The sequence below is a fragment of the Candidatus Clostridium eludens genome (assembly GCF_045310515.1).
GTDB lineage: Bacteria > Bacillota > Clostridia > Clostridiales > Clostridiaceae > Clostridium_B > Clostridium_B eludens.
This window is the reverse complement of sequence record NZ_JBJHZX010000039.1, coordinates 1-13,393: the sequence shown is the minus strand read 5'-3', so window position 1 is coordinate 13,393 and position 13,393 is coordinate 1. Positions and strand designations below refer to the sequence as shown.

Sequence of the window (13,393 nt, the reverse complement as noted above, 5' to 3'; positions counted from 1 at the left end):
TGCCCCTGTCTTTAGGCAGGGACACAAAGCCATAGGGTCCATATTCTTCAATTATCTCCTTTATAGCTTTCTTAAAATCGCCAGATATTGCATTGAGTTCCTTTACCTCAATGTTTGTTCTGCTTAGTATACTTCCATCAATACCAACCTCACCGAATCCATTTTTAATAAAGAATCTAATAGATTCACATCCTTAAAGTACAACAAATCATTTGCGGATATTTATGTAAAATACAGTATAGACTTTAATTGATTATTGATCCTTTCATTTTTGTGCTTTGTTTAAGAATTAATCAACCTGGTACACTGGTGTCATAACAGGTTGATTGAACAATGATTATTGTGCTAGGAGGGGATAATGTCCTCCATGTTGACTATCTCGAATCCGGGTTGTTAAACCATTCAATTGTTGTTCTTGTATGATCTTCCGGAAGTCTGTTCTTTGCTTGCTCACTTAGCCAAGCCAGAGTTTTCCCCTTCAGGTACTGTTTCATTTGCTCTTCTGCTTCTAGCATTACGATTTTAATTAAGCAAGGACATTTTGTATGTGAATCGGGAAGGTTATCTTTGTCCAATATGATTTGCTTTTGCCTAATTTCAATACATTGAAATAGTGGGGTATTCCCCTCCACTGCTTCAATGACATCCTGGAATGTGATTTCCTCCGGAGGCCGGGATAGCTCATAGCCTCCATTGACACCTGGAATTGATTTAACAATACCTGCCTTTCTCAATTTTGTATAGACTTTAGAAAGATAGGTTTCTGACACCCCCTGAAACAGAGCCAAGTCTCTAATCCCGACAGACTTCCCGACTGGAATATCTACCATGTATAACAAACAATGTAAAGCGTACTCAACGCCCACAGAAAATTGCATTAGAATCACCTTGCTAACTTGAATATGTTCATTGATCATCGTACCGTATTATTTTTTTCTAGTCAATCGTTTTGAGCAAAATTATATATGAAAGTTGTCTTCGATATATTTTTATTATTGACAATTCAAATAATCAGCATTATAATTTAATCGCAGATAAATACTATCCGCGTTATCTGTTATTGTAGGCCATTTTAGATAGAAATGCAATATGAATTTAATAGCGTGAGTTTGATTAGAGGGATGACGGAATCCCTGCACTAACAAAGATTTATGGGAAATTCAAATGAAAGTCATCGAAAATATATGACAGCGGTAAGAACCATGACAGAGTCAGAGAACTGCTCTCTCTTGTTGATTTGGCACCGGATGAATTTATGAACCGTCAATCATTGAGGAGTGGGTATGACAGGAAGCCAGGTGTTGATTGAGATACGGCTCCTCTTGGCTAAAAAAGCGCTGTTCACAGGGGTAAGGTTGGCTCGATTTCAACAATTGGAATAGCAACCTTGCGGCGTCTATTAACGCAGGTGGGCTGGGAGTTATTTTGTTTGATGGGCTGCGTACTTTGAATATTTACAAAATCGTGTAGGGAAGCCTGTTGTCATCAGGGTCAGCAATTGTCGTAAATATTCTGCTCGATAAGGTGAAAGGTGCATTTTTCAAGGAAAAAGTCATTAAAAAGAATCTTGGAAGGAGGAATATTGATTGAAGAAGCTTGACAGGGAATTCTATAACAGGGATTCTATCGTAGTGGCGAAAGAACTTTTGGGAAAGTTACTGGTGCACGAAATATGTGGACGAAGGATATCTGCAAGAATTGTTGAAGCAGAAGCCTATATGGGCCTCATAGACAAAGCTGCCCACGCCTATGGAGGAAAAAGAACTCCAAGAGTGGAGGTTATGTACGGCGGGCCTGGTTATTCATATATCTTTACAATTTATGGAATACACTGCTGCTTTAATATCGTAACAAGGGAGGAAGGAAATCCACAGGCGGTTTTAATAAGAGCTGCACAGCCGGTTGAGGGAGTCGAATGGATGGCTCGTGAAAGGTATGGAAAGTATTTTGAGGAGTTGACCAAGAGCCAGAGAAAAGGGCTGACAAATGGTCCAGGAAAACTATGCGCCTCGTTATCCATTGGTAGTGCTTTCAACGGGACTGATTTGTGTGGTGATGAAGTATATGTTGAAGAGGATGGTGAACAGGGTATTCCAATTGTTTCTACAAAACGTGTCGGGATTGATCGCGCTGAGGAAGCAAGGGAATATCCGTGGAGATTTTATATAAAAGGTAACGAGTATGTATCTATGAAGTAATTTCTGATTTTTTTACATCGAGGTAATTCTTATGGTTAGAAAATTGTTAACTGATAAACATAAGGTCTTCGAGGAAAAAGGTGCTCTCAACACGAAAAGGGGTGCGAAGACAGATACTGTTCAAAAAATTATACGTGATTATCTTGACTCATTGATGAGCAGGGTTATCAATTCTGTGAAAGCTTCGACAGAATCCAGGTATTTTGGGGAGAGTTCTGCGGCACTCGCTATGATGGGGGGCATTATCATCACTTAGTAGAATTTGTTCTGATCCAAGTGGAAGGCGTGCTTGCTGCTGGAGATGTCATATTTGTTGAGATCTGTGAGGAATCCGAGTTAAGGGAAATCACAGTCACTGGCTGACGTGATTCGATTGGTAGCAGGAACGGAAACGATTCCTGTTTCCTATTCAGAAAATTTGTTTGAGTAATACTCAATTTGAGATTTCATAATATTTTATTTTTGTTGACATTTTATTCATATAGCTATAAAATCGCAGATAAAGTGTATCTACTTTATCTGACCATTGTTTTTGTATAAAAAAGGTATAATCAAAGAAAAAGAGAATCCGATTTTTTGGATAGATAAAAAACTATGTTTAGAGAAATGAAAAATACAAGAAGGAAGCTTGATTGAGATAGCACACTGGAAATACTTATTAACGGTGAATATGGAGTTCTAGCAACAAATGGTGAAGATGGATATAACTATGCTACAGCCCTGAATTATGTTTACATCAATGATAAAATATATTTTCATTGTGCAACGGAGGGACACAAATTGGATAATATCAAGGTAAACAATAAGGTATCCTTCTGTGTTGTTGGCAAGACTCAAGTGGTGCCCAATAAGTTTACTTCAAATGACTGGTGGGTTTAGTTAGACATTATAGAAATAATATCTTACTGATTAGCTCTGCATATCAAGTTATTTATTCTAGTAGTTAGAAAGGAGATTCCGGGTTTCAATGAATTTATGGAGTTCGGATGATTAGAAAAAGTATGGAAAAATTGTTATTTGGTATGTCCGGCTTACCGATATACAATGGCACCAAGAAATACAATTATGCAACCGGCATACATTACTTGAAATCCATAGGACTGGATGCTATGGAGCTTCTTTTTGTTCGTAATGTCAATGTAACGGATCGCAACAGGAACGCTATACTGGAGGCAAAGCAGAAGGAAGGCTTCTATCTTTCGGCTCATGCATCACATTATTTGAATTTGAATGCTGATGATATTGATATACAAAATCAATCTATAAAAAGAATAATCGATGCTGCCCATGGGCTGAGAAAAGTAAACGGCAGGAGTCTGGTGTTACATCCAGGCTATTACCTGAAGGATGCGAAAGAAATAGCTTATGCTACCATCAGAAATAATTTAAAGAAACTTCCTGACTGTGGAGTTGATTATAGGCTTGAGACAACGGGAAAAGGAACCCAGTTTGGTACTCTAGAGGAACTGGTTGCCTTATGTAAAGAAATTCCCCTTTGCAAGCTCTGTATTGATTTTTCACATATCCATGCGAGAACCAATGGGGGCCTTAAAGGGTATGATGACTTTGCTGAAATCCTTGAATATGTTTGCAATAATCTAGGAAGAAGTGCAATAGAGGATTTACATATCCATATGGGTGGTATAAGGTATACCCCAAAAGGTGAAAAGAGTCATGCGCCATTAATGGAAAGTGATTTCAATTATAAAGAATGTTTAAAGGCCATTAAGGACTTTAATGCCAGAGGGTGCATAATTGCTGAAGGTCCATTACTGGAAAAGGATGCTTTGATTCTAAAGCAGACCTATGAGAAATTATAAGGGGGAGGATGCTTGTATGAAAATTGAATTACCTGAGTATCACGGGTTGGGAATGATTACTTGATATTTGATCCTCGTTTAAATCGATGTCGATTTAAACGAGGATCGGGTTAGATTGAAAAGTAAGTAATAAAATAAATAGCTATGGCTTTTACATAAGCTGTATTTTGGCCTTTACTGTACTTTATTAACTTTTTAATGCTTAATGCTAATGCTGAAAAGAGACATTGTTCTAATACATTTTTAAGGCCCTTTTTTCTAGTTCTTCTTAAATTATGATTTTCCTTCATTATTCCCAAATTACCTTCACAATAAATTCGTCTTAAGGTCATAGCTTCTTTTTTTGTATTTACCAGTATCAACACTAGTAAATCTAAGGATTTTATTATTAGAACATACAAAAACATCATTAAATTCATCATATTTAAATTTACAAGGAAAATCATAAATTTAATCCAAAACTGGTTTTAAATATGCCTTTTATATTGGCTGCACTAGCTATCTTCATTTTCTTTCAAATATTCCATAAATGTATTTGCCTCATCCTTAAGTAGCCTTGGCAATGTTATAACTCCCGTAGCAATGATTATTTTAGAATCTACAATTGCTTTTTGTTATTACAATATCTATATCTATATTAATGATATTGCTGTAAATTATAGGAATAACTGCAGAAAGTATTACCCATTTGAAGTTACCTGATTCTTTCCTTATTGCTAAAAGAGTGGTGGCACAAGGCCAGTGCAGCAGACAGAAAAGCATTGAATTTAAGTCGGTAAGGTAAGTCCAGCCATGGGCAAGGAGTATTTTTCTAAGGAAATCAATACTACTAAATTCAATTATTTTATATTAACCATTATTTAAAATATCTATTTAACAGTCCTACAAGACACTTTCATGTCTTGCTTCATCCTTACACATTTCATGTACTGTGTCTTGAGTTGCATCGTAATTTAATTTTTTAGCAAGGGTTGATAAATCTTTTTTACCCTTACAAGCACCTTCTTCTGAATCTACTCTCATCTGTAAATTTTTCTTTGTATCTGTCACTACCACTTCTCCTAATAATTCAGCAATTTAGCCGAATGCTCTGCTTCTTCAAAAGCTATTCGTTTGTATGCTTCTGCCACCTCAGGATATCCTCCCCTATTCGTCTGTCGGCTCATAGCTAAATACATTCCAATTTCTGAACATTCTCCTGTAAAATTGGCCCTTATTCCTTCTACTACCTTTGGATCTACATCTTTGTCAACACCTACTACGTGCTCATCTGCCCAACTGATTGCTCCAGCTTCTGTCTTTTCTATAAACTTATCTGCTGATGCACCACAAACAGGACATTTTTCGGGAGGTGTATCTCCATCATGAACATAGCCACGTACTGTACAAATTAGGAATTTTGCTTACAATTTCTATATAGCATTTCCATCTCAATTTTATATGACAGAAGTTAACGTAAAAGGATAAAAGAAGCACCAAAAGAAGTTATATAAAATTTATTTTAAGTTGTATATTTTTTGATATACAATTATGCACATACTCACCTGGTAATTTTACTCATAGTTTTGTTTATATTTATAGATGTATAACACTTATTGTAAAGTGTCAAAAATCACATGAAATTCACATGCCCACTTGATATTATAACTACAATCTTTAGTTATAATATCAAATAGTAATGAAAATTTAAGGAGGACTGAAAAATGTTAAAAATGAAATACAAATTACTTCCAGCTTTAGTAATTGCAGCACCATTATTAGTGAATACAGGAATTGCTACAACAGTACATGCATGTACTAACAATAATAGTACAGGAATATCTAACATAGGGTGGCGTAATACAGGAGCATATAATAAGGGTGATGGAAGTACTTTTAGCAATAGTAATTCAAATATAATTTATAGATCGTATTTCTCTTTTGAAAACTTTAAAACTAAATTAGATGCTTTAGTAACAGCAGGTACTATAAGCCAAGATCAGGAGATAATAATATTAAATTTATATAATAAAGGCGACATAACATCAGAAAATTTTAAGGTTGAACTAGATGTTTTAGTAACAACAGGTAGCATAACTCAAAGTCAAGAAGTATCTATATTAAATTTATTTAGTATATTGCAACCAAGCTTGCCAGCACCAGTAATGGTTGATAATTCAGGGCATAATGGATCTGGGATTAATAACTTAGGATATGGTGGTTCTACATCTAATAGTTCAGGACACAAGTGCTCAAAATAAAATTCATTGATCAAACTAATAAGTAACAATTTTTATTAGATAGACTTAGTCTGATTAAGAAAATATTGGACAAGCATGTTATTATGCTTATATGTTTTATTTAGGATAATCTATAAAAATCAGAGGGAAGTTATTAACTTCTCTCTAACTTTTTATAGATAGTAGTACAATAAGAATTTTACTTGTACTTATCTAAATGTTTTAATAGTTTAGTGAACTGCCATTACTTATGGAGATGAGGGGATTTCTATTTTCTAGAGCTTGCAACCTATACTCTCTACAGTCAGTTGAAAAATATATTTTATATCATTATACGTAAAACACATTTTTGCCATAATACCTGGTATAAAGTTTATTCAGTAATATCTATGTAGATGCAATTTACATGAGAAAATTTAAATATGTAAAAATCTTAGTATATATGTTTTAGTGACAAAGAATTCAGCCTTTATAAGGTTACTAGAATAAAAGCCTTAGAGTTGTACTCAACTATAATACTAACTTAAGTTGAGGTGATGGAGTTGGATAAAAAAATATATTTAGTTGAAGATGAATACAACTTAAATATTTTGCTTGAGAAATATCTTAAAAACGAAGGCTATAATGTAACTACTTTTTCTAATGGAAGCTGTGCAAAAAATAGAATAAAAGATATGCCAGATCTCTGGATACTAGATATAATGCTTCCTGACATAAATGGATATGAGTTAATTAAGCATATAAAACAAAATAATAAAAATACACCTGTTATATTTATGTCCGCAAGAAATAAAGAATTCGATAGGGTAGTAGGATTAGAGCTTGGCGGTGATGATTATTTATCAAAGCCATTTTTACCAAGAGAACTAGTTATAAGAACTAATAATCTCATGGTAAAAATTTACGGAGGTGCCAATATAACAGAGAGTTTCAACATAGAGATTGAAGGATATTCCATTAATAAAAAGCAAAGGATGGTTTTATTTAAAGGTAAAGAACTTAGACTTACCAATAAGGAGTTTGAATTATTAAGCTATCTTGTTGAAAATAGGAATAATTTAATATTAAGGGAACAGATCCTAACAAATGTTTGGGGTATCAATTATTTCGGATCTAACAGGGTAGTAGATGATACCATAAGAAGACTTAGAAAAAAAGTCGATAAGTTAACTATAGAAACAATATATGGACATGGTTATAAATTGGTTGCGAGCCTATGAAGATATTTAAAATAGAAGTGCCAGATAAAGCTGTAACTGAAGTTATAGTAAGGAAACCTATGAGGGGTCTCTGTAGTAATGGAACAAAAAATTACAGTTATACCCCATTTATTACCATGTTAGTCCAAGTTCATCGCATTTTCAGTGAAACAATTCTTCTGGTCAGCTCCCTTATCCACATCGTGGAATATATCATATACTTTACTTTAAATGAGCAAAATTGATTACACTATTTTACATCACCTAAGCACACGTATTTCTTGATAATCCAAGAGAGTTAAAAATGTTTTCTTTAACAACTCCGTTTTCAGCTTGTATATATACCCAATCGATTAAACTAGATATTGTTTGGATACGAGCTAATTTTAGACCGTCACCAAAATTAGATTCTTGCATATTATAATGCTGCTTCAAATACCTCTCAATATTTTCTTTGGCTTTTTCTCTCCACGTATAAATTTATTATTATTTTCTACTCTAAGACTCATACGGACTTGTGCTGTTTTTTCACTTATAATAGTGAATTTAAATTACATAAGTTTCACATAATTATTACATATTATAACTACAATTGTTAGTTATAATTTTTTTAAACAAAAAGTTAAGTGAAACAATAAAAAAATATGTTATATAACAAAATGTTTTAAATATAATTACGCGTTTTTCTAAATATAAAGAAATTTACACTTGCTACATTATTGTTGCTTTTTCGACAAATAGTAAGAACTCTTATATATAAAATTCATGTAAACTTATAAAGCTGGAGGATTTATGGATATATTTATAGCGAGACAGCCTATTTTTAATAGATTTAATAAAATTTATGGATATGAACTCTTGTTTAGAGATAATACTAGAGAAAATAAATGTAGTGAAACTGATGGAGATACAGCAACTATTAAAGTTATAAAAAATAGTATTTTTCATATTGGTATGAATAAGATAGTTCAGAACAAAATGGCGTTTATTAACTTCACTGAGAACATTTTAACATCGAAAATATTTGAAATAATTTCGCCTGAAATTGTAGCAATTGAAATTTTAGAAAATGTAAAACCTTCAGATAAAGTGATAAATGCATGTAAAATTCTAAAACAAAAAGGGTTTATACTTGCTTTAGACGATTTTGTTTTTGATGAAGAGCATAAGAAATTCATTAATTTTGTAGATATAATAAAAGTTGATTTTCGTACAACTCCAGATTATGAACGAAGAAAAATAATTAATAGTATAAAATCTAAAAAAATAAAATTTCTTGCAGAGAAAATTGAAACAGTTGATGAATTTAATGAAGCGATGCAGTGTGGTTATACATATTTTCAAGGCTATTATTTTAGTAAACCTACAATTATATCCAGTAAAAAAATATCTGCAAATGAGCTTATATATAATTAACTGAAAGTATAAGTATGAGAAAAATAGTAGAAAAATTGATTAAATGTGTTATTAATAATATGTAAATTGATTATTAAGTTTAAAAGCCATATGAAATTCTATATATTTATTTTGATTTCAGTGACGAAAATTAGCATTTTTATCAAAAGTTTTAGCAATATAACAAAATATAATTTAAATTTGAGCTGAGGTGATAGTGTTGTCTAAAAAAATATATTTAGTTGAAGATAAATATAGTTTAAATATTTTACTCGAAAAATATCTTAAAAACGAAGGTTATGATGTAACTACTTTTTCTAGTGGAAGCTGTGCAAAAATAAGAGTGAATAAACTTATAGAAAGAATTTATGATACTAATACTGAAATAGAAGATTTGAATATACAAATTGGTGAATATTTTATTCAGAAAACTAGAAGAGTAGTTTTATCTAAAGGTAAGGAACTTCAACTTACTAATAGTGAGTTTGGATTATTAAACTATCTTGCTGTAAATAAGAACAATTTAATATTAAGGGAAAAAATCCGAACAAATGTTTGGGATATCAATTATTTTGGCTCTGACAGAGTTATAGATGATGCCATAAGAAGACTTAGAAAAAAGGCAAATAAATTAACCATAGAAACAATATATGGACATGGTTATAAATTGGTTGTGAACCTATGAAGATATTTAAGATAAAATCATTAATGCTAAGAATATGGATGACCTTCACAATTATGATTCTTGTAATAATATGCTGTATTTCATTTCTATATTTATTTGCTTTCAGAATCTTTGATGAAAATGCTAAAATACAAGATCTAACAGCAGCTCATGACATGTTAGTAAAAAATAATAATTTCCAAGATCCTTTAAGGTTTGATAAATTAAAAAATCTCATGAGTATTAAAAACCTAATTGTTAATATTGATGGAAGCAAAACGCAAATAGTAGATATAAATAATCCCCATGATGAACCACCCCCACCAGAAGACCAAGAAAGAAACTGGATAATTGGTTTCATTAAATATGTAGGAAAGGATGAGAAAGAATTTAAAGAGTATCACAATAATACTAAATTTTTTTTTATAATAAGTCCGATAAAAAATGAAAATTCTCAAAAATCATATTTAATTACCTATATGCCATATTTTTTTGATAATAGTATACTATATAAAATTATTATTATAGGTATTGTATTCATTGTTATAGCTTTTTTTACTGCAAAGTTTATTGCAGGATACATCTCAAGGCCACTTAAGGAACTAGAAAATTATACTAAAAGGATAGCAAGTAAACACTGGGGAGAACCAATTAAGATTAAGAGTAATGATGAAATTGGAAGCCTTGCAAATTCCATGAACGTTATGCAAAAAAAATTAAAATATGCCGAAGAAAATGAAAAGTTATTTTTTCAAAGTATATCTCATGACTTAAAAACACCAGTTATGGTTATTATGAGCCATGCTGAAGCAATTATGGATGGTGTATATATAGATTCTGTTGAAAAAACAGCTGAAATAATAAAGGATGAGTCTGTAAATCTTGAAAGAAAAATAAAAAAAGTATTGTATTTAAATACTCTTGAATACATGTTAGAGAATAATATAAGAAATGAAAATATAAATTTGCAAGACATTCTTAATGACATAATACATAGATTTCAAGCATTTAACAGTAACATTAGATGGGATTTAAACATTAAAAATAGTATTATTTTGGCCAATAAGGAGAAAGTAATAGTTTCTATAGAGAATATATTGGATAACGCATTGAGATATGCAAAAACTACTATAAAAATAGCATTAAAAAGAGAAGATAATTTTGCTACTATTGAAATTTACAATGATGGAAATACTATCGAAAGCAAGAATATAGAACGTATATTTGATAGTATGTATAAAGGTAAGAAGGGCAACTTTGGATTAGGGCTTGCCATTTCAAAAAAAATAATAGATTTTTATAATGGAGATATTAAGGCAGTAAATAGAGAAAATGGAGTGAGTTTTATAATTAAATATCCTATTAAAAACAAGCATTAAATAAAGAATTGTAATAATTTTTTCTACTGAAATTATTTAACTTAGGATAGTTGAATTTCTGGAGTCTGAAAGTTTCATTTACATTATTAAATGATTTTATATTTTGACTAGCGTAACAGTTAAGTTAAGCTAAGTTATTTAATTTGGAAAGGAAGTGAAATAGCAACCACCGGCTTATGGTAGGTAGTGTAGAGAGCTGCCATTATGTACATTAATTATTACAATCGAAAAATAATTAAGTGTATGAATAATATTTACAGGGTATTTTAGTGAGACTTGTAACTATTATAAAGCCAATTAAAATGGATGAAAAAAATAGATTGGATTATTATAAAAAAATGGGTGAATATGTAATAAGTATAATATTGATAATAGGCATTGCGTTAGCTTTACGTACTTATGTTTTTGCTAGAGTTACTGTAGATGGCCCATCAATGCAAGAAATATTATATAATAATGATTCATTATTTGTTGAAAAAATAAGTACTGAAATGCACAACGTGAAGAGAGGAGAGATTGTTGTACTTGATCCTAAAATCCCAAATGAAGGTTATTTTATAAAGAGAGTAATAGGTATAGAAGGCGATGTAATAGAAATAAAAGGAGGACATGTATATTTGAACAATAATCTTCTCAGGGAAAACTATTTATCAAAAGGAACCGTTACTGAACCAATTACGACTACAACTAAGTATGTTGTTCCTAAAAACCATGTATTTGTTTTAGGTGATAACAGAACCAATAGCACAGATAGTAGAATGCTGGGTTCAATTGATATAAAAAATTTAAAAGGTCATGTCATAGTAAGAATATATCCATTTAATAGAGTGAAATTGTTCTAACATTAATCATGTGAATATTTATATATGCTGTATTGTAGTGGTGATTTTATGTTATTCACAGGGGGGCGTAATATTATTGTCCCTCTGAATTATCAATCAATTAATTCCGTAACGAATAAGTAAAAACATTGCGGTCTCTCATATTATGTATTTTTCGTATTAAAAATTACTTAAATATCGTATTAATTCACTTGTATCAAAGAGTATAATTTTTTATACAAGAAATATTAAAAATAAAATACTGTAAAGTACTTAATGAAGTTATCTTAAGTACTTTAGTGCATTATGTCTCTAATTAACGTGAGTTCTATGAGAAATTTTAGTATTTTCAATACTTCAAGGACTGTATGATCTATTATTTTTATAATTATATAAATAATAGATTTGTGCTTTTGCTTTTTAGCATACTTTAGAATAATGTAATATTATATAGGCATTGATATTATACTGTTCATCACATAAAATTCTGCCAAACTCACGTTAATTAAAATACATTTTAATGTTGTATTAATACTGCTTGACTTTGAGTTATAACTCCTACTATCACTAAAATGTCTATTTGAGATTTCAAATTTTTTGTTGTTAATTCACCATTATTGAATAGATTTAATATCGTTGTCTCTTGGTCTTCAGTTATAGTTCCTGCTGTTACTAAGGTATCCAATTTAGTTTTAATGTCTTCAAGACAGAAACTTGTATTTGAAGTAGTGCTTGTACTAACTACGCTAGATACTGGTGCTGTTGGCGTTGTTGGTGCTGGTATTTTCCAACAAGAACCCCAGCTAGTAAATGGACTTAGTATTGAATATTCTTGGCTTTGAGTTATAATCCCTACTGTTACTAAAATATCTAATTTATTCTTTAAAGTTGAGTTTGTTGTTATTTGACCATTATAATATAAATTTAATATTGTTGTTTCTTGCTCTTGGGTTATGATTCCTGATGCTACTAAGGTATCTAATTTAGTCTTAAAATCTGCAAAAGAATAATCAGATGAAGTATACACTGTAGTTGGTGTGTAATAATTTACCGGATATACATTGATTCCATTAGGATGTCCTGAATTATTACATCCTGGATTATTGCTTCGATTATTGCATGTACTATTCCATCCTTGGTTATTGTCCCGGTTATTGCATGTACTATTCCATCCTGAATTACTATTAGAACATGCATGAACTGTTGTAGCAAATCCTGTATTCAATAATAATGGTGCTGCAATCACTAAAGCTGAAAGTAATTTATATTTCATTTTTTGCATGACTCAATTCCTCCTTAAATTTTATGCATTGATTAACATTATATCTCAAAATTGTATTTTTACTGTCAATTAGCCGTGTGAACTTTATGTTATTTGTAAAATTGGTCAATTATCTAGAGCAATTTCACCAGATTAAACAAGCTTATATACTGTTTTAAATCATCATTTTTCTTTTGTGTAAATAAAGTAACATATCTAATGAAAATTTCTAAATTACAGAATTTACTTTTCAGTACATGACAAGGATACTCCCATTACCCGTATAGCCATATTTCATATAAATACATTTGTAAGACTTCAAAAATGAGTACAATTACTTATTAAATGTACTCATCTTCGTTATGTTTTAACAAGTTGAAGGTACTTTAGTGCCTGAAACTAAAAACCGCCTGCTATGCGGGTGAGATTAAATGCTT

13 protein-coding genes and 1 pseudogene are annotated in these 13,393 nt (G+C 31.0%); 10 read left to right on the top strand and 4 right to left on the bottom strand.

Annotated features, from left to right (window positions below):
- Window positions 1-374: 374 nt before the first annotated feature.
- Window positions 375-878, bottom strand: a complete 504-nt coding sequence (locus tag ACJDU8_RS20095) for an RrF2 family transcriptional regulator (protein ID WP_406793956.1) — start codon at window positions 876-878, stop codon at window positions 375-377.
- Window positions 879-1,586: 708 nt separating this feature from the next.
- Between ACJDU8_RS20095 and ACJDU8_RS20090 the strand changes: the two genes are divergently transcribed.
- The 4 genes from ACJDU8_RS20090 to ACJDU8_RS20075 all read left to right on the top strand — a co-directional run bounded on the left by ACJDU8_RS20090 (window position 1,587) and on the right by ACJDU8_RS20075 (window position 4,018).
- On the top strand, window positions 1,587-2,198 hold the full coding sequence (locus ACJDU8_RS20090; protein ID WP_406793955.1) for a DNA-3-methyladenine glycosylase: 612 nt from the start codon (window positions 1,587-1,589) through the stop codon (window positions 2,196-2,198).
- A 31-nt stretch (window positions 2,199-2,229) separates the two neighbouring features.
- Window positions 2,230-2,454, top strand: a complete 225-nt coding sequence (locus ACJDU8_RS20085; RefSeq protein WP_406793954.1) for a hypothetical protein — start codon at window positions 2,230-2,232, stop codon at window positions 2,452-2,454.
- A gap of 389 nt (window positions 2,455-2,843) precedes the next feature.
- The gene (locus tag ACJDU8_RS20080; protein WP_406793979.1) at window positions 2,844-3,077 is read left to right on the top strand and encodes a pyridoxamine 5'-phosphate oxidase family protein; all 234 of its coding nucleotides are present in this window, start codon (window positions 2,844-2,846) and stop codon (window positions 3,075-3,077) included.
- A gap of 122 nt (window positions 3,078-3,199) precedes the next feature.
- Window positions 3,200-4,018, top strand: a complete 819-nt coding sequence (locus tag ACJDU8_RS20075) for a TIM barrel protein (RefSeq protein ID WP_406793978.1) — start codon at window positions 3,200-3,202, stop codon at window positions 4,016-4,018.
- Between the two features lie 110 nt (window positions 4,019-4,128).
- Here ACJDU8_RS20075 and ACJDU8_RS20070 read toward each other — a convergent pair whose 3' ends face one another.
- Together ACJDU8_RS20070 and ACJDU8_RS20065 are read right to left on the bottom strand one after the other, a co-directional pair.
- Complete coding sequence (locus ACJDU8_RS20070; protein WP_406793953.1) at window positions 4,129-4,464, bottom strand: transposase; 336 nt, start codon at window positions 4,462-4,464, stop codon at window positions 4,129-4,131.
- Between the two features lie 410 nt (window positions 4,465-4,874).
- A pseudogene (locus ACJDU8_RS20065) lies at window positions 4,875-5,409 on the bottom strand (ferritin family protein).
- Between the two features lie 312 nt (window positions 5,410-5,721).
- Between ACJDU8_RS20065 and ACJDU8_RS20060 the strand changes: the two are divergent.
- From ACJDU8_RS20060 to lepB, 6 genes are all read left to right on the top strand, one after another.
- Window positions 5,722-6,258: a hypothetical protein gene (locus ACJDU8_RS20060; RefSeq protein ID WP_406793952.1), complete on the top strand. Its 537-nt coding sequence runs from the start codon at window positions 5,722-5,724 to the stop codon at window positions 6,256-6,258.
- Between the two features lie 521 nt (window positions 6,259-6,779).
- Window positions 6,780-7,457, top strand: coding sequence for a response regulator transcription factor (locus tag ACJDU8_RS20055; RefSeq protein ID WP_406793951.1), 678 nt, complete (start codon window positions 6,780-6,782; stop codon window positions 7,455-7,457).
- A 771-nt stretch (window positions 7,458-8,228) separates the two neighbouring features.
- Window positions 8,229-8,852: an EAL and HDOD domain-containing protein gene (locus ACJDU8_RS20050; RefSeq protein ID WP_406793950.1), complete on the top strand. Its 624-nt coding sequence runs from the start codon at window positions 8,229-8,231 to the stop codon at window positions 8,850-8,852.
- 199 nt (window positions 8,853-9,051) lie between these two features.
- The gene (locus tag ACJDU8_RS20045) at window positions 9,052-9,516 is read left to right on the top strand and encodes a response regulator transcription factor (RefSeq protein ID WP_406793949.1); all 465 of its coding nucleotides are present in this window, start codon (window positions 9,052-9,054) and stop codon (window positions 9,514-9,516) included.
- Complete coding sequence (locus ACJDU8_RS20040) at window positions 9,513-10,874, top strand: HAMP domain-containing sensor histidine kinase (RefSeq protein ID WP_406793948.1); 1,362 nt, start codon at window positions 9,513-9,515, stop codon at window positions 10,872-10,874. Before ACJDU8_RS20045 ends, ACJDU8_RS20040 begins: the two co-directional genes overlap by 4 nt.
- A 269-nt stretch (window positions 10,875-11,143) precedes the next feature.
- Window positions 11,144-11,716, top strand: a complete 573-nt coding sequence (gene lepB / locus ACJDU8_RS20035) for a signal peptidase I (RefSeq protein WP_406793947.1) — start codon at window positions 11,144-11,146, stop codon at window positions 11,714-11,716.
- 496 nt (window positions 11,717-12,212) lie between these two features.
- Here lepB and ACJDU8_RS20030 read toward each other — a convergent pair whose 3' ends face one another.
- Window positions 12,213-12,977: a hypothetical protein gene (locus tag ACJDU8_RS20030; protein ID WP_406793946.1), complete on the bottom strand. Its 765-nt coding sequence runs from the start codon at window positions 12,975-12,977 to the stop codon at window positions 12,213-12,215.
- Window positions 12,978-13,393: the final 416 nt, after the last annotated feature.